The sequence below is a fragment of the Gottfriedia luciferensis genome (assembly GCF_001712755.1).
Classification (GTDB): Bacteria; Bacillota; Bacilli; order Bacillales; family Bacillaceae_G; genus Gottfriedia; species Gottfriedia luciferensis_B.
The window spans coordinates 24,665-45,632 of sequence record NZ_MDKC01000012.1; the positions used below are offsets into that span (position 1 = coordinate 24,665).

Genomic DNA, 20,968 nt, shown 5'->3' on the forward strand with positions numbered 1-20,968 from the left:
CAGAAAGGGAGGTAGGCCCCTTGATAGATGTAAATAATTTCGAGTATATGAAGATCGGACTTGCATCGCCTGACAAAATTCGCTCGTGGTCATACGGGGAAATTAAAAAACCTGAAACAATTAACTACCGTACATTAAAACCTGAAAAAGATGGTCTTTTCTGTGAACGCATTTTCGGTCCTACGAAAGATTGGGAATGTCATTGCGGAAAATATAAACGTGTACGTTATAAAGGTGTAGTTTGTGATCGATGTGGAGTTGAAGTAACTCGTGCAAAAGTACGTCGTGAGCGTATGGGTCACATTGAATTAGCTGCACCAGTATCACATATTTGGTATTTCAAAGGTATTCCAAGCCGAATGGGACTTGTTTTAGACATGTCCCCTCGTGCTCTGGAAGAAGTAATCTACTTTGCTTCTTACGTAGTAACAGAAGCTGGAGATACTCCTTTAGAAAAGAAACAATTGCTTTCTGAGAAGGAGTTCCGTGCTTATCGTGAGCGTTATGGTCAAACTTTCCAAGCATCTATGGGTGCTGAAGCAATTAAAAAACTATTAAGCGATATTAATCTTGAAAAAGATGTTGATTCATTAAAAGAGGAGTTGAAAACTGCTCAAGGTCAACGTCGTACAAGAGCAATTAAACGTTTAGAAGTTTTAGAAGCATTCCGTAACTCTGGTAATGAGCCTTCTTGGATGATCTTAGATGTGCTACCAGTAATCCCACCTGAATTACGACCTATGGTTCAATTAGATGGTGGACGTTTTGCAACTTCAGATCTAAACGATTTATATCGTCGAGTAATTAACCGTAACAACCGTTTAAAACGTTTATTAGACCTTGGTGCACCAAGCATCATCGTACAAAACGAAAAACGTATGCTTCAAGAAGCAGTTGATGCGTTAATTGACAATGGTCGCCGTGGCCGTCCAGTTACTGGACCAGGTAACCGTCCATTAAAATCTCTTTCTCACATGCTTAAAGGTAAGCAAGGGCGTTTCCGTCAAAACTTACTTGGTAAACGTGTTGACTACTCTGGCCGTTCGGTTATCGTTGTAGGACCAAACTTACAAATGTATCAATGTGGATTACCAAAAGAAATGGCAATTGAATTATTCAAGCCATTCGTGATGAAAGAATTAGTAGAGCGTGGATTAGCACATAACATTAAGTCTGCGAAACGTAAAATTGAGCGTTTACACCCTGAGATTTGGGATGTATTAGAATCAGTTATTCGTGAGCATCCGGTGTTACTAAACCGTGCCCCAACTCTACACAGACTTGGTATCCAAGCGTTCGAACCTACATTAGTAGAAGGCCGTGCAATCCGTCTTCATCCACTTGTATGTACTGCATACAATGCCGATTTTGATGGTGACCAAATGGCTGTTCACGTACCGTTATCAAGTGAAGCACAAGCAGAAGCTCGTATCCTAATGCTTGCAGCACAAAACATCCTTAACCCGAAAGATGGTAAGCCAGTAGTTACACCATCTCAAGATATGGTATTAGGTAACTATTACTTAACTCTTGAGCGTGCAGGCGCTGTCGGTGAAGGTATGGTATTTAAAGATATCAATGAGGCGTTAATTGCATACCAAAATGGTTATGTACATTTACATTCTCGTGTTGCTGTTGCAGCAAATTCATTAAATAACGAAACATTTACTGAAGAACAAAAAAATTCATTATTAATTACAACGGTTGGTAAGTTAATCTTCAATGAAATCTTACCTACTTCGTTCCCATTTATTAATGAACCTACTCAGAGTAATCTTGAGAAGGAAACTCCTCAGATGTATTTTGTATCTAAAGGTTCGAATATTAAAGAAATCATTGAAAGCAGAGAAGAAATTGCTCCTTTCAAAAAGAAAATACTTGGAAATATCATCGCAGAAGTATTTAAACGTTTCAAAATTACTGAAACATCAAAAATGCTAGACCGCATGAAGGATCTTGGATTTAGACACTCTACTAAAGCTGGTATTACAGTTGGTGTATCCGATATCATCGTATTACCGGAGAAGCAGTTAATTATTGCTGAAGCTCAAGAAAAAGTAGATAAAGTACTAAAACAATTCCGTCGTGGTTTAATCACAGAAGATGAGCGTTATGATCGTGTAATCGCTATTTGGAGTGATGCGAAGGATGTAATTCAAGGAAAACTGATGGCTTCCCTAAATAAACGTAACCCTATCTTTATGATGAGTGACTCTGGTGCCCGTGGTAACGCATCAAACTTTACTCAGCTTGCAGGTATGCGTGGTCTGATGGCCAACCCGGCTGGTCGTATTATCGAGTTACCAATCAAATCTTCATTCCGTGAAGGTCTAACGGTACTTGAATACTTCATCTCTACACACGGTGCACGTAAAGGTCTTGCCGATACAGCACTAAAAACAGCCGATTCAGGTTACTTAACTCGTCGTCTAGTTGACGTTGCACAAGATGTAATCGTTCGCCAAGATGATTGTGGTACTGACCGTGGATTACATGTTAAGGCAATTAAAGAAGGTAACGAAATTATTGAAGGATTATACGATCGTTTAGTTGGTCGTCATTTACGTTCAACTATACGCCACCCAGAAACAGGTGTATTACTTGCTCAAGAGAACGATTTAATTACAGAAGACTTAGCTCGTGAAATTATCGATGCTGGTATTGAAGAAGTTAATATTCGTTCTGCGTTCACATGTAATACTAACCATGGAGTATGTAAAAAATGTTATGGCCGTAACTTAGCTACAGGTGCTGAGGTTGAAGTTGGTGAAGCAGTAGGTATTATTGCTGCACAATCAATCGGTGAACCAGGTACACAGTTAACGATGCGTACATTCCATACAGGTGGGGTAGCAGGAGACGATATTACTCAAGGTTTACCTCGTATTCAAGAACTATTTGAAGCACGTAATCCTAAAGGTCAAGCAGTTATTTCTGAAATTGATGGTATTATCTCAATTTCTACTGACGCTAAAGATAAACAAGAAATTATTGTTCAAGGCTCAGTTGAATCTAGAAACTACCCAGTTCCTTATGGCGCTAGACTAAAAGTTCAAGAAGGTGAATCAATTGAACGTGGTCAAGTAATGACAGAAGGTTCAATCGATCCGAAAGAACTGTTAAAAGTAAAAGGTACAAATGCTGTTCAAGAATACTTACTACGTGAAGTGCAAAAAGTATACCGTATGCAAGGGGTAGAAATTGGCGATAAGCACGTAGAGGTAATGGTACGTCAAATGCTGAAGAAAGTTCGTGTAATGGATGCAGGTGAGACAACTTTACTACCTGGTACATTATTAGAACTACACCAGTTTACTGAAGCGAATAAAGAAGCTTTATTTGCAGGTAAACAACCAGCTACTGCGCGCCCATTATTACTAGGTATTACAAAAGCATCATTAGAAACAGACTCATTCCTATCTGCTGCATCATTCCAAGAAACAACGCGTGTATTAACAGACGCTGCGATTAAAGGAAAACGTGATGAGTTGCTAGGATTAAAAGAGAATGTTATTATAGGTAAGTTGGTTCCAGCTGGTACAGGTATGAACAGATACCGTAAAGTAGATCTTGTTAAAGATTTAACTGAATCAGTTGAAATGAACGAAGAAGTATTAGTTGAAAAATAAACTTAAAATATTTTCAAACTTGAGTTGACATCATTTGATGAAAAATGATAAGATATTCAAGGTTGCTCCTAGACAATAGCACTGCTAATCTAAGCAGGTTAGATCCGGGGCTAATTTAGGAATATACAGTAGTTAAAACTGTTTTTGTGAGAAGGAGGGCTTCCTTCTTCTTGCAAAAACTTTGTTTTCAACTTATTATGAACCACCTGGATGTGTGGTCTTATAAATATTTGAAGGGAGGAAAACTCATGCCTACTATTAACCAGTTAGTGCGTAATGGACGTACTTCTAAAGTATGGAAATCAAAATCACCAGCATTAAATAAAGGTTTCAACTCATTAAAGAAAAAATCAACTGATTTATCAGCTCCACAAAAACGTGGTGTTTGTACTCGTGTTGGTACAATGACTCCAAAGAAACCAAACTCAGCTTTACGTAAATATGCTCGTGTGCGTTTAACTAACCAAATCGAGGTAACTGCTTATATCCCAGGTATCGGACACAACTTACAAGAGCACAGTGTTGTTCTTATCCGTGGTGGACGTGTAAAAGATTTACCAGGGGTACGTTACCATATCGTTCGTGGTGCATTAGATACTGCAGGTGTTGACAAACGTATGCAAGGTCGTTCTAAATATGGAACTAAGAGACCAAAAGCAGCTAAGAAGTAATAAATAACAACTAGCCGAAAGGAGGAAATAACATGCCACGTAAAGGTCCTGTTGCAAAAAGAGATGTATTGCCAGATCCACTTTATAATTCAAAATTAGTTTCTCGTTTAATCAACAAAATGATGATTGACGGAAAAAGAGGAAAGTCTCAAGCTATCTTATACGGAGCATTTGAATTAATCCAAGAACGTTCTGGTAAAGAACCGATGGAAGTATTCGAAGCAGCTCTTAAAAATATCATGCCAGTTCTAGAAGTTAGAGCTCGTCGTGTTGGTGGTTCAAACTACCAAGTACCAGTTGAGGTTCGCCCTGAGCGCCGTACAACTTTAGGTCTTCGCTGGTTAGTTAACTATGCTCGTCTTCGTGGAGAAAAAACGATGGAAGAGCGTTTAGCTAATGAAATTCTTGATGCAGCTAACAACTCAGGTTCTGCAGTTAAGAAACGTGAAGATACACACAAAATGGCAGAAGCGAACAAAGCGTTTGCTCACTACCGTTGGTAAGATTAAAAGCAATTTAGTTATTTCTGCACATAATGAATGTTGGTTAAGTCGTTCACCTATTTCTAATTTAGCTTGCTAGATTAAATAGGTGAACGTCGGATTACATAATTTAGGATGACATAATAGTTCCTTGCTTGTAGTGCTTGCTTAACTTAATAACATGAAGTATGTATAGGAATAACTTTTTCTTGTACTAAAAAATCCTAACTAATACTGGAAGGGAGAAAGAACCCTGATGACTAGAGAGTTCTCCTTAAATAACACTCGTAATATCGGGATCATGGCTCACATTGATGCTGGTAAAACAACAACAACAGAGCGTATCCTTTATTACACAGGTCGTATTCACAAAATTGGTGAAACTCATGAAGGAGCTTCACAAATGGACTGGATGGAGCAAGAGCAAGAGCGTGGTATCACAATCACATCTGCTGCTACAACAGCTCAGTGGAATAACCACCGTGTAAATATCATTGATACTCCAGGTCACGTAGACTTCACTGTAGAAGTTGAACGTTCACTACGTGTACTTGATGGCGCAGTAGCAGTACTTGATGCTCAATCAGGTGTTGAGCCTCAAACTGAAACAGTTTGGCGCCAAGCAACTACTTACGGAGTTCCACGTGTAGTATTCGTTAACAAAATGGATAAAATCGGCGCGGATTTCTTATACTCTGTAGGTACGTTACATGACCGTTTACAAGCTAACGCACACCCAATCCAATTAGCGATGGGTGCTGAAGATAACTTCTGGGGTATTGTTGACCTAGTTGAAATGAAAGCTATTAAGTATAATAATGACTTAGGAACTGACATTGAAACAATCGAAATTCCAGAAGAATATCAAGAACTAGCTGAAGAGTACCGTGGTCGTTTAATCGAAGCGGTAGCTGAGTTAGATGAAGAATTAATGATGAAATACCTTGAAGGTGAAGAAATCACAATTCCTGAATTAAAAGCTGCTATTCGTACAGCTACATGTTCAGTACAATTCTACCCAGTAGTTTGTGGTTCTGCTTTCAAAAACAAAGGTGTTCAATTAATGCTTGATGCAGTAATTGACTACCTACCATCTCCATTAGATGTACCAGCTATCAAAGGAACATTACCTGATACTGATGAAGAGAAAATCGTTCCTTCAAGTGATGAAGAGCCTTTCGCTGCATTAGCATTCAAAATCATGACTGATCCTTATGTTGGTAAATTAACGTTCTTCCGAGTTTACTCAGGTACGTTAGAATCTGGTTCATACGTTCAAAACTCTACAAAAGGTAAGCGTGAGCGTGTAGGACGTATCCTACAAATGCATGCTAACTCTCGTCAAGAGATTTCGAAAGTATACGCTGGAGATATCGCTGCTGCTGTAGGTCTTAAAGACACTACAACTGGTGATACTTTATGTGATGAAAAGAATCTAGTAATTCTTGAGTCTATGGAGTTCCCTGATCCAGTTATCTCAATTGCGATCGAACCAAAATCTAAAGCTGACCAAGATAAAATGGGTCAAGCATTAGTTAAATTAACTGAAGAAGATCCAACTTTCCGTGCACATACTGACCAAGAAACTGGTCAAGTAATCATCGCTGGTATGGGTGAGCTTCACCTTGATATCATCGTTGACCGTATGCGTCGTGAATTTAAAGTAGAAGCTAACGTTGGTGCTCCTCAAGTAGCATACCGTGAAACTTTCCGTTCTTCTGCACAAGTAGAAGGTAAATTCGTTCGTCAATCAGGTGGACGTGGACAATTCGGACACGTTTGGATTGAATTCTCACCAAACGAAGAAGGAAAAGGCTTCGAATTTGAAAATGCAATCGTTGGTGGTGTTGTTCCTCGTGAATACATCCCAGCTGTAGCTGCAGGTCTTGAAGATTCACTTAAAAATGGTGTATTAGCTGGTTTCCCACTAATCGACATTAAAGCGAAATTATTCGATGGATCTTACCATGATGTTGACTCAAACGAGATGGCGTTTAAAGTAGCTGCTTCATTAGCTCTTAAAAATGCTGTTAAGAAATGTAACCCAGTTCTACTTGAACCATTAATGAAAGTAGAAGTTGTTATCCCTGAGGAATACTTAGGAGATATCATGGGTGATATTACATCTCGTCGTGGACGCGTTGAAGGTATGGAAGCACGCGGTAACGCTCAAGTTGTTCGTGCTATGGTACCACTTTCAGAAATGTTTGGTTATGCAACTTCATTACGTTCTAACACTCAAGGTCGTGGAACGTTCTCAATGGTATTTGACCATTACGAAGATGTACCAAAATCAATTTCTGAAGAAATTATTAAAAAATATAAAGGTGAGTAATTGATTATTTAGTTCTCATCATGTATAACTATTTATGTTAGATGTTAGCTATAAGGGGTACAAGTTACCCTTTATAGCATAATAATAAAACTAAAAATTAATTTTCTTAATTATAAGGAGGATTTTTACAATGGGTAAAGCTAAATTCGAACGTGTAAAACCACACGTTAACATTGGTACAATCGGACACGTTGACCATGGTAAAACTACATTAACTGCTGCTATTACAACTGTATTAGCTAAAGTAGGTGGAGCTGAAGCTCGCGCTTACGATCAAATCGACGGAGCTCCAGAAGAAAGAGAGCGTGGAATCACAATCTCTACTGCACACGTTGAGTACGAAACAGAAACTCGTCACTATGCACACGTTGACTGCCCAGGTCACGCTGACTATGTTAAAAACATGATCACTGGTGCTGCTCAAATGGACGGTGGTATCTTAGTAGTATCTGCTGCTGATGGTCCAATGCCTCAAACTCGTGAGCACATTCTTTTATCTCGTCAAGTAGGTGTACCTTACATCGTAGTATTCATGAACAAATGTGACATGGTTGACGATGAAGAGTTACTTGAATTAGTTGAAATGGAAATCCGTGATCTATTATCAGAATACGAATTCCCTGGCGATGACATTCCAGTAATCAAAGGTTCTGCACTTAAAGCTCTTGAAGGAGATGCTGCGTGGGAAGCTAAAATTCATGAATTAATGGCTGAAGTTGATTCTTATATCCCAACACCAGCTCGTGAAACTGACAAGCCTTTCTTAATGCCAGTTGAGGATGTATTCTCAATTACTGGTCGTGGAACAGTTGCTACTGGTCGTGTTGAGCGTGGTATCGTTAAAGTTGGTGACGTAGTAGAAATCATCGGTCTTGTTGAAGAGCCAAAATCAACTACTGTAACAGGTGTTGAAATGTTCCGTAAACTTCTTGACCAAGCAGAAGCTGGAGATAACATCGGTGCACTTCTTCGTGGGGTTGCTCGTGACGATATCCAACGTGGTCAAGTTTTAGCTAAACCAGGTTCAGTTAAACAACACACTAAGTTCAAAGCTGAAGTTTATGTTTTATCTAAAGAAGAAGGTGGACGTCACACTCCATTCTTCGCTAACTACCGTCCACAATTCTATTTCCGTACAACTGACGTAACTGGAATCATCCAATTACCAGAAGGCGTTGAAATGGTTATGCCTGGCGACAACATCGAAATGACTGTTGAGTTAATCAACGCAATCGCTGTTGAAGAAGGAACTAAGTTCTCTATCCGTGAGGGTGGACGTACTGTAGGCGCTGGCGTAGTTGCTACAATCGTTGAATAATTAAACTTAAAAGCTTAGAAGATCTTTTCTTCTAAGCTTTTTTTATAAGTTAATTGGAAATATTTAAAATATGCAATATAACCGATTCTTGCTTGATTTTAATAATTGAAGATAATATAATAACTAAGTACTGAAGACGACGAGAACATTATTTATCTAAACTTATAACAAATGCTTGCAATAGCATTATTTTTTATGTATAATAGATGATGTTGGTCTTTGACTGCGTAGAAGTGGAAGGTTGCTGATACACCCGGCCGCTTTGCCATGGCGAGTGTAAGGAAATTTCCATGGAGTATGTCTATTATTTAAATAGGCGAAAAAGGAGGGAAAATTATGGCAAAAGAAAAAATTCGTATTCGTTTAAAAGCTTATGATCACCGTATTTTAGATCAATCTGCAGAGAAAATCGTTGAAACAGCGAAACGTTCTGGTGCTTCTGTATCTGGTCCGATTCCGTTACCAACTGAGAAATCAGTTTACACGATCCTTCGTGCGGTTCATAAATACAAAGATTCTCGTGAGCAATTCGAAATGCGCACTCACAAACGTTTAATCGATATCGTGAATCCAACTCCTCAAACAGTTGATTCATTAATGAGACTAGATTTACCATCTGGCGTTGATATTGAAATCAAACTTTAATAACATTATATATAAATTCAGGAGGTGTGACTTATGACTAAAGGAATCTTAGGGAAAAAGATCGGTATGACACAAGTATTTGCTGAAAACGGCGAGTTAATTCCAGTAACTGTAATCGAAGCTACTCCAAACGTGGTTTTACAAAAGAAAACTACTGAAACTGATGGCTACGAAGCTATCCAAATCGGTTTCGCTGACAAACGTGAAAAATTAGCTAACAAACCAGAAAAAGGGCACTCTGCTAAAGCAAACACTGCACCTAAGCGCTTCGTTCGTGAACTTCGCAACGCTGACGTATCAGCTTATGAAGTTGGTCAAGAAGTCAAAGTAGATATTTTTGCAAATGGTGACATCGTTGATGTAACTGGAACTTCAAAAGGTAAAGGATTCCAAGGTAGCATTAAGCGCCACGGACAATCTCGTGGACCAATGTCTCACGGTTCTCGTTACCACCGTCGTCCAGGTTCAATGGGTCCTGTTGCTCCGAACCGTGTATTCAAAAACAAAGCTTTACCTGGTCAAATGGGTGGAGAAAAAGTAACTGTACAAAACCTACAAATCGTTAAAGTTGACGTTGAACGTAACTTACTTTTAGTAAAAGGTAATGTACCAGGTTCTAAAAAATCTTACGTAACAATCCGTACTGCGGTTAAATCTAAATAATTAATTTAGAAGAAAGGAGGAAATAAAATGCCTAAAGTTACTATGTTTAATCAAACAGGTGCTCAAGTAGGAGAAATCGAATTAGCTGATGCTGTATTCGGAATCGCTCCAAACGAACATGCTTTATTTGATGCTGTAATGATGCAACGTGCATCTTTACGTCAAGGTACACACAAAGTTAAAACACGTTCTGAAGTACGTGGTGGTGGTCGCAAACCATGGAGACAAAAAGGAACTGGCCGTGCTCGTCAGGGTTCAATCCGTTCTCCACAATGGCGTGGTGGTGGTATCGTATTCGGTCCAGCTCCAAGATCATACTCATATAAAATACCTAAAAAGGTACGTCGCTTAGCGATTAAATCAGCTTTATCTACTAAAGTATTAGAACAAAGCATGCTAGTTCTTGAAGATTTAGCGTTAAACGCACCAAAAACAAAAGATATGGTTACTGTATTAACTGGCTTATCAGTTGCTAAGAAAGTTTTAATCGTAACAGCTGACCTAAATGAAAACGTAGCTTTATCTGCTCGCAATATCCCTGGAATCACAGTTCTTGCAGCAAATGAAGTAAACGTAATCGACGTTTTACATCATGATACATTAATCATGACTAAAGCTGCGGTGGAAAAAGTAGAGGAGGTGCTTGCGTAATGAAGGATCCTCGTGATATTATCAAACGCCCAGTTATCACTGAAGCTTCTATGGAAGCAATCGCTGAAAAAAAATACACTTTTGAAGTAGATGTAAGAGCTAACAAAACTGAAGTTAAAGATGCTGTTGAAGCAATCTTCGGTGTTAAAGTAGAAAAAGTTAACGTAATGAACTACAAAGGTAAGTTTAAACGTATGGGTAAACATGCTGGTTACACAAACCGTCGTAGAAAAGCAATCGTTAAATTAACTGCTGATAGCCAAGAAATTACATTATTCGAAGGCGTTTAATACTAACTACTAGAAAAGGAGGGAAATTACGATGGGAATCAAAAAGTATAAACCAACCACTAACGGTCGCCGTGGTATGACTACTAATGATTTTGCTGAGATCACTACTGACAAACCAGAAAAATCATTATTAGCTCCACTTAGTAAAAAAGCTGGCCGTAATAACCAAGGTAAAATTACTGTTCGTCACCAAGGTGGTGGACACAAACGTCAATACCGTATCATCGATTTCAAACGAGATAAAGATGGTATACCAGGACGCGTTGCTACAATCGAGTACGATCCAAACCGTTCTGCAAACATTGCGTTAATTAACTACGCTGATGGAGAAAAACGTTACATCCTAGCTCCTAAAAACTTAGTAGTAGGAATGGAAATCGTTTCAGGTCCTGAAGCAGATATTAAAGTAGGTAACGCTTTACCACTTGTAAACATTCCAGTAGGTACTACAATTCACAACATCGAGTTAAAACCAGGTCGTGGAGGACAATTAGTACGTTCAGCTGGTACTTCTGCTCAAGTATTAGGTAAAGAAGATCGTTATGTACTAGTTCGTTTAAACTCTGGTGAAGTACGTATGATTTTAGCAACTTGCCGCGCGACAGTAGGTCAAGTTGGTAACGAACATCACGAACTTATTAACATCGGTAAAGCAGGTCGTTCTCGTTGGATGGGTAAACGCCCAACTGTACGTGGATCTGTAATGAACCCAGTTGATCACCCACACGGTGGTGGTGAAGGACGCTCTCCAATCGGACGTAAATCACCAATGTCTCCATGGGGTAAACCAACTCTTGGTTACAAAACTCGTAAGAAAAACAAAGCGTCAGACAAGTTTATCGTTCGTCGTCGTAAAAAATAACGCGATTGTGCTACGGTTCACTAGAACCGTAGGTCAATCACGAAGGGAGGTACCACAATGGGACGCAGCCTGAAAAAAGGTCCATTTATTGATGATCACTTATTAGCTAAAGTTGAGAAATTAAACGAGACTGACTCTAAGCAAGTTGTTAAAACTTGGTCACGTCGTTCGACTATTTTCCCACAATTTATCGGACATACTATTGCAGTGTACGATGGTCGTAAACACGTACCTGTATATGTATCGGAAGATATGGTAGGTCACAAACTTGGTGAATTTGCTCCAACTCGTACTTATAAAGGTCACGATGCGGATGACAAGAAAACTAGAAGATAATGAGAGGAGGCACTCCAATGCAAGCTAAAGCTGTACTGAGAACAGTTCGTATCGCTCCTCGTAAAGTTCGTCTAGTAGTCGATTTAATCCGAGGTAAACAAGTTGGCGAAGCGATCGCAATCCTTCGACACACACCAAAAACTGCTTCTCCTGTTGTAGAAAAATTATTAAAATCTGCTATTGCTAACGCAGAGCACAACTATGATATGGATGTTAATAACTTATACATCGAAAAAGTATTCGTTGATGAAGGTGCTACTTTAAAACGTTTCCGCCCTCGTGCACAAGGACGTGCTAGCGCAATCAACAAACGCACAAGCCACATTACAATCGTGGTATCAGAGAAGAAGGAGGGATAATCGATGGGACAAAAGGTAAATCCAGTCGGACTTCGTGTTGGTATTATTAAAGATTGGGAATCTAAATGGTACGCTGAAAAAGATTACGCTGATCTTTTACATGAAGACATCAAAATTCGTGAGTACATCAGCACTCGTTTAAAAGATTCTGCTGTTTCTAAAGTAGAAATCGAAAGAGCTGCTAACCGTGTAAACATTACTGTTCACACTGCAAAACCAGGTATGGTAATCGGTAAAGGTGGTTCGGAAGTTGAAGCTCTTCGTAAAGCTTTAAACAACCTTACTGGCAAACGTGTTCATATCAACATCATCGAAATTAAAAGAGCAGATCTTGATGCTAAATTAGTAGCTGAAAACATCGCTCGTCAATTAGAAAACCGTGTTTCTTTCCGTCGTGCTCAAAAGCAAGTACTTCAACGTGCTATGCGTGCTGGTGCATTAGGTATTAAAACACAAGTTTCTGGTCGTCTTGGCGGAGCAGATATTGCTCGTTCAGAATCATATAGTGAAGGTACAGTGCCACTTCATACATTACGTGCGGATATCGATTATGCAACTGCAGAAGCAGATACAACATACGGTAAACTAGGCGTAAAAGTATGGATCTACAAAGGTGAAGTTCTTCCTACAAAAAAGAAAGCTTCTGAGGAAGGAGGAAATTAATTATGTTAATGCCTAAACGTGTTAAATATAGAAGAGAGCATCGTGGAAAAATGCGCGGACGTGCCAAAGGTGGTACTGAAGTAGCATTTGGTGAATTCGGTTTACAATCTACTGAAGCTTCTTGGATTACTAACCGTCAAATTGAAGCAGCGCGTCGTGCAATGACTCGTTACATGAAACGTGGCGGTAAAGTATGGATTAAAATCTTCCCTTCTAAACCTTACACAGCTAAACCTCTTGAGGTTCGTATGGGTAGCGGTAAAGGTGCTCCTGAAGGTTGGGTAGCAGTCGTTAAACCAGGAAAAATTATGTTCGAAATCGCTGGTGTATCTGAAGAAGTAGCTCGTGAAGCACTACGCTTAGCAGCTCACAAATTACCAGTTAAATGTAAGTTTGTAAAACGTGAAGACAATGGTGGTGATTCTAATGAAAACTAATGAGATTCGCGATCTTACCACTGCTGAAATTGAATTAAAAGTGAAATCTCTTAAAGAAGAGTTATTCAATCTTCGTTTCCAATTAGCTACAGGACAATTAGAGAACACTGCTCGTATCCGCGAGGTTCGTAAAGCAATTGCTCGTATGAAAACTGTAGTTCGTGAAAGAGAAATTAACTCTAATAATTAATGATGAGGGGAGGTTTGCACAGTGAGCGAACGTAACCAACGTAAAGTTTACACAGGACGTGTAGTTTCTGATAAGATGGATAAGACAATTACTGTTGTAGTTGAAACTTATAAAACACATAAACTATACGGAAAACGCGTTAGATATTCTAAGAAATATAAAGCGCACGATGAGCTAAACACTGCAAAAGTTGGCGATATCGTAAAAATCATGGAGACTCGTCCATTATCAGCTACAAAACGTTTCCGTTTAGTTGAAATCGTAGAAGAAGCTGTTATTATCTAATAGATGATCGGATATCATTCTTAATCCGAAAGGAGGTCAATTTGACATGATCCAACAAGAAACTCGTTTAAAAGTTGCTGACAATTCAGGTGCACGTGAATTACTTACTATTAAAGTATTAGGTGGTTCAGGCCGTAAAACTGCTAACATCGGTGATATCATCGTATGTACAGTAAAACAAGCAACACCAGGTGGCGTTGTTAAAAAAGGTGATGTAGTTAAAGCTGTTATCGTTCGTACGAAACGCGGTGTTCGTCGTCCAGACGGTACTTACATCAAATTTGATGAAAACGCAGCTGTTATCATTAAAGATGATAAGAGCCCACGTGGTACTCGTATTTTCGGACCAGTTGCACGTGAATTACGTGATAGCAACTTCATGAAAATCGTATCATTAGCTCCAGAAGTACTTTAATTAATGTACTTTAATAAATACTTCAGAAAGCCTTATTAAGGAGGTGCACGAAGAAGATGCATGTAAAAAAAGGTGATAAAGTTCAAGTTATCTCTGGTAAAGACAAAGGAAAACAAGGTGTTATCCTTGCTGCTTTTCCAAAGAATAACCGCGTACTAGTTGAAGGTGTTAACATCATTAAAAAACACTCAAAACCTACTCAAGCTAACCCACAAGGTGGCATCATCGAGAAAGAAGCACCAATCCATGTTTCTAATGTTATGGCATTAGATCCAAAAACTGGAGTACCTACACGCGTAGGTTACCAATTAGTGGATGGTAAAAAAGTACGTATTGCAAAAAAATCAGGCGAATTACTTGATAAATAATAGAAATTTATGAAAGGAGGTCAACTGAATGAACCGCCTAGTCGAGAAATATCAAAATGAAATCACTCCTGCTCTAGTGAGCAAGTTTAACTATAAATCAGTTATGCAAGTGCCAAAAATTGAAAAGATCGTCATCAACATGGGTGTTGGTGAGGCTGTTTCAAATTCAAAAGCATTAGATACTGCTGTTGAGGAATTAACTTTAATCGCAGGTCAAAAACCTGTTGTTACTAGAGCTAAAAAATCAATCGCTCAATTCCGTCTTCGTGAAGGAATGCCTATCGGTGCTAAAGTTACATTACGCGGTGAGCGTATGTACGAATTCTTTGAGAAATTAGTTTCTGTAACTTTACCTCGTGTACGTGACTTCCGTGGAATCTCTAAAAAAGCATTCGATGGCCGTGGAAACTACACTTTAGGTGTTAAAGAGCAATTAATCTTCCCAGAGATCGATTATGATAAAGTAAACAAAGTACGTGGTATGGACATCGTTATTGTAACTACTGCAAATACTGATGAAGAAGCTCGTGAAATGCTAACATTATTCGGAATGCCTTTTCAAAAATAATGAAAGCCAGCGCTAAAGAAGAGGAGGCGAAAACGTGGCTAAAAAATCAATGATTGCGAAACAAAAACGTGCTCAGAAATTTAAAGTACAAGAGTATACACGTTGCGAACGTTGCGGACGTCCACACTCAGTATTACGTAAATTTAAACTTTGCCGTATTTGTTTCCGTGAACTTGCTTATAAAGGACAAATCCCTGGCGTTAAAAAAGCTAGTTGGTAATTCTATAGATATTAGGAAGGAGGTTATCTGAACATGGTCATGACAGATCCTATTGCAGATATGCTTACTCGCATTCGTAATGCGAACATGGTACGTCACGAGAAATTAGAATTCCCAGGTTCTAACCTAAAGAAAGAGGTTGCTGAAATTCTAAAACGTGAAGGTTTCATCCGTGACGTTGAGTACATTGAAGATGATAAACAAGGTATCATCCGTATTTTCTTAAAATATGGTGTGAACAACGAACGTGTTATCACTGGATTAAAAAGAATTTCTAAGCCTGGCTTACGTGTATACGCGAAAGCTGACGAAGTACCTCGCGTACTTAACGGTTTAGGTGTTGCTATTGTTTCAACATCTAAAGGTGTAATGACAGATAAAGAAGCTCGTCAAGCAAAAACTGGTGGCGAAATCTTAGCATACGTTTGGTAATATAACACAGAGAGAATGGAGGTGTAGTGAATGTCTCGTGTTGGTAAAAAAGAACTTGTAATTCCTGCTGGAGTTACTCTTACTAATAACAACAATACTATTACAGTAAAAGGACCTAAAGGTGAGTTAACTCGTACTTTTAGCCCTGATATGACAATCGAAGTTAACGAGAACGTATTATCAGTTGCACGTCCAACTGATAACAAAGAGCACCGTGCTCTTCATGGTACAACTCGTGCTATCTTAGGTAACATGGTTGAAGGTGTAACTAATGGTTATACTCGTAACCTTGAATTAGTTGGGGTAGGTTACCGTGCGACTAAAACAGGTGACAAACTTGTTCTAGCTGTTGGTTATTCTCACCCAGTTGAGATCACTCCTGAAAATGGTGTTGAAATCGAAGTACCTTCAAATACTAAAATCAGTATTAAAGGTATCGACAAAGAACGTGTAGGTGCTCTTGCTGCTTACATTCGTCAAGTACGTCCACCAGAGCCTTACAAAGGTAAAGGTATCCGTTACGAAGGCGAAATGGTTCGTCGTAAAGAAGGTAAAACTGCGAAGTAATCTATAACTAGATAAGAGAAAGGAGTGACCAAGATGATCTTTAAGGCTGATAAAAATGCAGTACGTAAAAAAAGACATGCTCGTGTTCGTACTAAATTATCTGGTACTCAAGAACGTCCACGTTTAAACGTTTACCGTTCAAACAACCATATCTATGCTCAAATCATTGATGATGTTAATGGTGTAACATTAGCAAGTGCATCAACTTTAGATAAAGAATTAACTTTAAATGGTACTGGTAACATCGAAGCAGCAACATTAGTTGGTAGCTTAGTTGCAAAACGTGCTACTGAAAAAGGTGTTTCTGTAGTTGTATTCGACCGCGGTGGTTACTTATATCATGGTCGCGTAAAAGCTTTAGCTGAAGCTGCTCGTGAAGCTGGTTTACAATTTTAATAAAAGAAGGAGGGACATACATGCGTCGCATTGATCCTAATAAATTAGAGCTTGAAGAACGCTTAGTTACGATCAACCGTGTTGCTAAAGTTGTAAAAGGTGGTCGTCGTTTCCGCTTTGCAGCATTAGTAGTTGTTGGTGACAAAAACGGTCATGTAGGTTTTGGTACTGGTAAAGCTCAAGAAGTACCTGATGCTATTCGTAAAGCTGTTGAAGATGCTAAGAAAAATCTAATTAATGTACCAATCGTTGGAACTACAATTCCTCACGTAATTACTGGTCGTTTTGGAGCTGGTGAAGTATTCTTAAAACCTGCTTCTGAAGGTACTGGAGTTATCGCTGGAGGTCCTGTTCGTGCGGTATTAGAACTTGCTGGGGTACATGATATTTTATCTAAATCTCTTGGTTCTAATACACCAGTAAACATTGTACGTGCTACAATCGAAGGTTTAAGTAACTTAAAACGTGCGGATGAAGTTGCAAAATTACGTGGTAAATCTGTAGAAGAATTACTAGGTTAATAAGGAGGGATAACGATGGCTAAACAGTTAGAAATTACCCTTACTCGCAGTGTAATTGGTCGTAAACAAGATCAAATCGCAACAGTTCGTGCTTTAGGTATTACTAAAACAAACCAAACTGTTGTTAAACAAGATAACGCTGCAATGCGTGGGATGATTAATAAAGTTTCTCACCTTGTATCTGTAAAAGAAATTTAATTGAACATGAATAAGTAAGGAGGTGCCCTAATGAAACTTCATGAATTAAAACCTACAGAAGGTTCTCGTAAAGTATCTAAACGTATCGGTCGTGGTATTGGTTCAGGTACTGGTAAAACTGCTGGTAAAGGTCATAAAGGACAAAACGCTCGTTCAGGTGGCGGTGTTCGTCTTGGATTTGAAGGTGGTCAAACTCCTTTATTCCGTCGTTTACCAAAACGTGGTTTCACTAACATCAACCGTAAAGATTACGCAATCGTTAATGTTGAAACGTTAAATCGCTTCGAAAATGGAACTGAAGTAACTCCTGAGTTACTGATCGAAACTGGTATTGTTCGTAAAGAATTAGCTGGTATTAAGATTTTAGGTAAAGGTAAGTTAGAAGTAAAACTTACTGTTAAAGCTCACAAGTTCTCATCTTCTGCAGTAGAGGCAATCGAAGCAGCTGGTGGAAATGCTGAGGTGATCTAAAATGTTCCGGACAATCTCCAACTTTATGCGCATTGCAGATATTAGAAAAAAAATATTCTTTACGTTATTAATGTTAATTGTATTTCGTATTGGAACGTTTATACCTGTTCCAAACGTCAACGCTGATGTATTAGCATCTCAAGATAGTACGACGAGTATTTTCGGAGTGTTAAATACATTCGGTGGAGGAGCTCTTAAACAGTTCTCGATTTTTGCAATGGGTATAATGCCTTACATTACTGCTTCAATCATTATTCAGTTACTTCAAATGGACGTTGTTCCGAAGTTAACTGAATGGTCGAAGCAAGGTGAGATTGGTCGACGTAAATTGACTCAACTGACTAGATACATCACAATTATTCTAGGTTTTGTAGAAGCAATTGGATTATCAATCAGTATGAACAATGTTACTGGCGGAATGTTAATAGAAAATCCAGGTTGGTCAACCTATATTTATATAGCAATTGTACTAACAGCTGGAACATCTTTCTTATTGTGGTTAGGTGAGCAGATTACTGCTAAAGGTGTAGGGAACGGTATATCAGTTATCATCTTTGGCGGTATAGTTGCTGCTATTCCTAATACACTTCACCAAGTCTATCAGCAACAATTTCAAAATGCTGGAGACGCGCTATTCATGAACATCGTTAAGGTTGGCATAGTGTTTTTAGTTTTACTTTTAGTAATCGTAGCTGTAATTTACATTCAACAAGCTAATCGTAAAATTCCAATTCAATATGCTAAACGTAACAATGGTAATAATAGCTATGTCGGAGGACAATCTACTCACTTGCCATTAAAAGTAAATGGCGCTGGGGTTATTCCGGTAATCTTCGCTGTTTCATTTTTAATTACTCCTTCAACAATTGCATCGTTCTTACCAAGTAACAATGTGACTGAATGGATTAAAACGCATTTTACGTATAACAATCCATGGGGAATGGCATTTTATTTAATCTTGATCATTGCTTTCACATATTTTTATACTTTTGTTCAGGCAAATCCAGAGCAAATGGCTGAAAATCTTCAGAAGCAAGGTGGCTACATCCCGGGTATTCGCCCAGGTAAGAGCACTCAAGAATATATCATTAAAGTCTTATATCGTTTAACTTTCGTAGGAGCAATTTTCTTAGCTGTCATCGCTTTATTACCAATCGTATTTGGTAAAATTGCGAACTTACCACCTTCAGCTCAAATTGGAGGAACAAGTTTACTAATCGTAGTCGGCGTTGCGCTTGAAACAATGAAACAATTAGAAAGTCAGCTTGTTAAGAGAAACTACAAAGGCTTTATTAAAGAACGAGCATAGGGAAATGCATAATTCCCTATTGCTCACCTAATTTTGAGGAGGATTAACCATGAATTTAATTCTTATGGGGCTTCCTGGTGCAGGCAAAGGCACACAAGCTGAGAAAATTGTCGAAAAATACGGCATTCCTCATATATCTACTGGTGATATGTTCCGTGCAGCGATTAAAGACGGCACAGAACTAGGTCTTCAAGCAAAATCGTTTATGGATCAAGGTCATCTTGTTCCTGATGAGGTAACAATTGGTATTGTACGTGAACGATTAGCTAAAGATGATTGCCAAAACGGTTTTTTACTGGATGGTTTTCCTAGAACAGTTGCGCAGGCTGAAGCACTAGAAGAGACTCTGAAAGTAATGAATCGTAAAATTGACTTCGTGTTAAACATTCATGTAGACCAACAACTTTTAATTGAACGTTTAACAGGTCGTCGTATTTGCAAAGAGTGTGGAGCAACTTATCATTTAATTTTCAATCCACCTGTTGAAGAGGGTGTTTGCCCTAAATGTGGCGGAGAACTTTATCAACGTGCGGATGATAATGAAGAAACAGTTGCAAATCGCCTTGAAGTAAATATCAAACAAACTCAGCCTTTACTTGATTTCTATAATAATCTTGGTTATGTAAAAACAATTGAAGGTGAACAAGAGATTAATAAAGTTTTCAATGACATTGATAATCTTTTAAAAGAGTTAGTTTAATAATTGAACGATAAGATCGTCGTTCCTTGTGTATGACGTATTGTTGTTTCGTCAAAACTGATACTGTTATTAAAGCTTAAACATGGCTTTGCTTGGAACGATTGATATAATATAGGTCTTTAGTAGGCCAAAAATCTCCAACATATCAGAGCACTTTGGCTTAATGTTCCTAAGCGTATGTTTGCCTACAAGCAAGCTACTGATTTGAAGAAAGGAGAATGCCCTAATGGCGAAAGATGATGTAATTGAAATTGAAGGTACCGTTACGGAAACACTTCCGAATGCGATGTTCAAGGTTGAATTGGAAAATGGTCATGTCGTTCTTGCACACGTTTCTGGTAAAATTCGTATGAACTTCATTCGTATTCTTCCAGGTGACAAAGTTACTGTAGAACTATCTCCATATGATTTAACTCGTGGCCGTATTACGTACCGTTTTAAATAATAAATATGCACTCCGTAATCTACAAGGAGGTTGAAATCATGAAAGTGAGACCATCAGTAAAACCAATCTGTGAAAAATGTAAAGTTATCCGCAGACGTGGTAAAGTAATGGTAATTTGTGAAAATCCAAAACATAAACAAAAACAAGGTTAATAAAGAAGGAGGTGCACTAGAATGGCTCGTATTGCTGGTGTAGATATTCCTCGCGACAAACGCGTGGTTGTTTCTTTAACTTATGTATACGGAATCGGTCGTGCAACTTCTGAAAAAATCTTAGCTGAAGCTGGTATTTCAGAAGACACTCGTGTACGTGATTTAACAGAAGAAGAATTAGGTAAAATTCGTGAATTAATCGATAAGTTGAAAGTTGAAGGGGATCTTCGTCGTGAAGTTTCTTTAAACATTAAACGTCTAATCGAAATCGGTTCATATCGTGGTATTCGCCACCGTCGTAACTTACCTGTTCGTGGTCAAAACACTAAAAACAATGCTCGTACTCGTAAAGGCCCACGCCGCACAGTAGCGAACAAGAAGAAATAATAT

General features: G+C 38.6%; 31 protein-coding genes. All 31 read left to right on the forward strand.

Translation table 11 applies throughout. The features are described 5' to 3' along the window. The first annotated feature begins 20 nt into the window (after nt 1–20). Complete coding sequence (rpoC, locus tag BED47_RS10080; protein ID WP_069033607.1) at nt 21–3,629, forward strand: DNA-directed RNA polymerase subunit beta'; 3,609 nt, start codon at nt 21–23, stop codon at nt 3,627–3,629. 248 nt (nt 3,630–3,877) lie between these two features. Then, complete coding sequence (rpsL, locus tag BED47_RS10085) at nt 3,878–4,300, forward strand: 30S ribosomal protein S12 (RefSeq protein WP_056467392.1); 423 nt, start codon at nt 3,878–3,880, stop codon at nt 4,298–4,300. Between the two features lie 32 nt (nt 4,301–4,332). After that, nucleotides 4,333–4,803: a 30S ribosomal protein S7 gene (rpsG, locus tag BED47_RS10090; RefSeq protein ID WP_056467395.1), complete on the forward strand. Its 471-nt coding sequence runs from the start codon at nt 4,333–4,335 to the stop codon at nt 4,801–4,803. 235 nt (nt 4,804–5,038) lie between these two features. After that, nucleotides 5,039–7,117, forward strand: a complete 2,079-nt coding sequence (gene fusA, locus BED47_RS10095; RefSeq protein ID WP_069033608.1) for an elongation factor G — start codon at nt 5,039–5,041, stop codon at nt 7,115–7,117. A 130-nt stretch (nt 7,118–7,247) separates the two neighbouring features. Further along, entirely contained in the window at nt 7,248–8,435 is a 1,188-nt protein-coding gene (gene tuf / locus BED47_RS10100) for an elongation factor Tu (RefSeq protein WP_056467401.1), read from the forward strand. A gap of 336 nt (nt 8,436–8,771) precedes the next feature. Continuing rightward, nucleotides 8,772–9,080, forward strand: coding sequence for a 30S ribosomal protein S10 (rpsJ, locus tag BED47_RS10105; protein WP_056467407.1), 309 nt, complete (start codon nt 8,772–8,774; stop codon nt 9,078–9,080). 33 nt (nt 9,081–9,113) lie between these two features. Further along, nucleotides 9,114–9,743, forward strand: a complete 630-nt coding sequence (gene rplC / locus BED47_RS10110) for a 50S ribosomal protein L3 (protein WP_056467410.1) — start codon at nt 9,114–9,116, stop codon at nt 9,741–9,743. 27 nt (nt 9,744–9,770) lie between these two features. Next, complete coding sequence (gene rplD / locus BED47_RS10115; protein WP_069033609.1) at nt 9,771–10,394, forward strand: 50S ribosomal protein L4; 624 nt, start codon at nt 9,771–9,773, stop codon at nt 10,392–10,394. Next, complete coding sequence (rplW, locus tag BED47_RS10120) at nt 10,394–10,684, forward strand: 50S ribosomal protein L23 (RefSeq protein WP_056467416.1); 291 nt, start codon at nt 10,394–10,396, stop codon at nt 10,682–10,684. The genes rplD and rplW overlap by 1 nt, the downstream gene beginning before the upstream one ends. A 31-nt stretch (nt 10,685–10,715) precedes the next feature. After that, a complete protein-coding gene (gene rplB, locus BED47_RS10125) occupies nt 10,716–11,546 on the forward strand; it encodes a 50S ribosomal protein L2 (protein WP_056467419.1) in 831 nt (276 codons plus the stop codon). Nucleotides 11,547–11,603: 57 nt separating this feature from the next. Beyond that, nucleotides 11,604–11,882 (forward strand): 30S ribosomal protein S19, encoded by a 279-nt coding sequence (gene rpsS / locus BED47_RS10130; RefSeq protein WP_069033610.1) that lies wholly within the window; start codon nt 11,604–11,606, stop codon nt 11,880–11,882. A gap of 17 nt (nt 11,883–11,899) precedes the next feature. Then, the gene (gene rplV / locus BED47_RS10135; protein ID WP_056467425.1) at nt 11,900–12,241 is read left to right on the forward strand and encodes a 50S ribosomal protein L22; all 342 of its coding nucleotides are present in this window, start codon (nt 11,900–11,902) and stop codon (nt 12,239–12,241) included. 3 nt (nt 12,242–12,244) lie between these two features. Continuing rightward, nucleotides 12,245–12,904 carry a 30S ribosomal protein S3 gene (gene rpsC, locus BED47_RS10140; protein WP_056467428.1) on the forward strand — a complete coding sequence of 220 codons (660 nt, stop codon included), beginning with the start codon at nt 12,245–12,247 and terminating at the stop codon, nt 12,902–12,904. Between the two features lie 2 nt (nt 12,905–12,906). Then, entirely contained in the window at nt 12,907–13,341 is a 435-nt protein-coding gene (gene rplP / locus BED47_RS10145; RefSeq protein WP_069033611.1) for a 50S ribosomal protein L16, read from the forward strand. Next, nucleotides 13,331–13,531: a 50S ribosomal protein L29 gene (gene rpmC / locus BED47_RS10150; RefSeq protein ID WP_056467434.1), complete on the forward strand. Its 201-nt coding sequence runs from the start codon at nt 13,331–13,333 to the stop codon at nt 13,529–13,531. The genes rplP and rpmC overlap by 11 nt, the downstream gene beginning before the upstream one ends. 21 nt (nt 13,532–13,552) lie before the next feature. Next, complete coding sequence (rpsQ, locus tag BED47_RS10155; RefSeq protein ID WP_069033612.1) at nt 13,553–13,816, forward strand: 30S ribosomal protein S17; 264 nt, start codon at nt 13,553–13,555, stop codon at nt 13,814–13,816. Nucleotides 13,817–13,862: 46 nt separating this feature from the next. Then, nucleotides 13,863–14,231, forward strand: coding sequence for a 50S ribosomal protein L14 (gene rplN, locus BED47_RS10160; RefSeq protein WP_056467440.1), 369 nt, complete (start codon nt 13,863–13,865; stop codon nt 14,229–14,231). 56 nt (nt 14,232–14,287) lie between these two features. After that, nucleotides 14,288–14,599 (forward strand): 50S ribosomal protein L24, encoded by a 312-nt coding sequence (gene rplX / locus BED47_RS10165; protein WP_056467443.1) that lies wholly within the window; start codon nt 14,288–14,290, stop codon nt 14,597–14,599. A 28-nt stretch (nt 14,600–14,627) separates the two neighbouring features. Further along, nucleotides 14,628–15,167 (forward strand): 50S ribosomal protein L5, encoded by a 540-nt coding sequence (gene rplE / locus BED47_RS10170; RefSeq protein ID WP_069033613.1) that lies wholly within the window; start codon nt 14,628–14,630, stop codon nt 15,165–15,167. A gap of 34 nt (nt 15,168–15,201) precedes the next feature. After that, the gene (locus tag BED47_RS10175; protein WP_056467450.1) at nt 15,202–15,387 is read left to right on the forward strand and encodes a type Z 30S ribosomal protein S14; all 186 of its coding nucleotides are present in this window, start codon (nt 15,202–15,204) and stop codon (nt 15,385–15,387) included. A 33-nt stretch (nt 15,388–15,420) separates the two neighbouring features. Further along, the gene (rpsH, locus tag BED47_RS10180) at nt 15,421–15,819 is read left to right on the forward strand and encodes a 30S ribosomal protein S8 (RefSeq protein WP_056467453.1); all 399 of its coding nucleotides are present in this window, start codon (nt 15,421–15,423) and stop codon (nt 15,817–15,819) included. 30 nt (nt 15,820–15,849) lie between these two features. After that, on the forward strand, nt 15,850–16,386 hold the full coding sequence (gene rplF / locus BED47_RS10185) for a 50S ribosomal protein L6 (protein ID WP_069033614.1): 537 nt from the start codon (nt 15,850–15,852) through the stop codon (nt 16,384–16,386). A 33-nt stretch (nt 16,387–16,419) separates the two neighbouring features. Continuing rightward, complete coding sequence (gene rplR, locus BED47_RS10190; RefSeq protein WP_069033615.1) at nt 16,420–16,782, forward strand: 50S ribosomal protein L18; 363 nt, start codon at nt 16,420–16,422, stop codon at nt 16,780–16,782. Between the two features lie 20 nt (nt 16,783–16,802). Then, nucleotides 16,803–17,303 carry a 30S ribosomal protein S5 gene (rpsE, locus tag BED47_RS10195; RefSeq protein ID WP_056467462.1) on the forward strand — a complete coding sequence of 167 codons (501 nt, stop codon included), beginning with the start codon at nt 16,803–16,805 and terminating at the stop codon, nt 17,301–17,303. A gap of 15 nt (nt 17,304–17,318) precedes the next feature. Continuing rightward, entirely contained in the window at nt 17,319–17,501 is a 183-nt protein-coding gene (gene rpmD / locus BED47_RS10200; RefSeq protein WP_056467464.1) for a 50S ribosomal protein L30, read from the forward strand. 30 nt (nt 17,502–17,531) lie between these two features. Next, nucleotides 17,532–17,972 carry a 50S ribosomal protein L15 gene (rplO, locus tag BED47_RS10205; protein ID WP_056467467.1) on the forward strand — a complete coding sequence of 147 codons (441 nt, stop codon included), beginning with the start codon at nt 17,532–17,534 and terminating at the stop codon, nt 17,970–17,972. Nucleotide 17,973: 1 nt separating this feature from the next. Then, nucleotides 17,974–19,281, forward strand: coding sequence for a preprotein translocase subunit SecY (secY, locus tag BED47_RS10210; protein WP_069033616.1), 1,308 nt, complete (start codon nt 17,974–17,976; stop codon nt 19,279–19,281). A 49-nt stretch (nt 19,282–19,330) separates the two neighbouring features. Then, on the forward strand, nt 19,331–19,981 hold the full coding sequence (locus BED47_RS10215; protein ID WP_056467472.1) for an adenylate kinase: 651 nt from the start codon (nt 19,331–19,333) through the stop codon (nt 19,979–19,981). 226 nt (nt 19,982–20,207) lie between these two features. Beyond that, nucleotides 20,208–20,426 (forward strand): translation initiation factor IF-1, encoded by a 219-nt coding sequence (infA, locus tag BED47_RS10220; RefSeq protein ID WP_056467475.1) that lies wholly within the window; start codon nt 20,208–20,210, stop codon nt 20,424–20,426. A gap of 38 nt (nt 20,427–20,464) precedes the next feature. Next, nucleotides 20,465–20,578: a 50S ribosomal protein L36 gene (gene rpmJ / locus BED47_RS10225; protein ID WP_000868344.1), complete on the forward strand. Its 114-nt coding sequence runs from the start codon at nt 20,465–20,467 to the stop codon at nt 20,576–20,578. 21 nt (nt 20,579–20,599) lie between these two features. Next, nucleotides 20,600–20,965 carry a 30S ribosomal protein S13 gene (gene rpsM, locus BED47_RS10230; RefSeq protein WP_069033617.1) on the forward strand — a complete coding sequence of 122 codons (366 nt, stop codon included), beginning with the start codon at nt 20,600–20,602 and terminating at the stop codon, nt 20,963–20,965. The last annotated feature ends 3 nt before the right edge of the window (nt 20,966–20,968 follow it).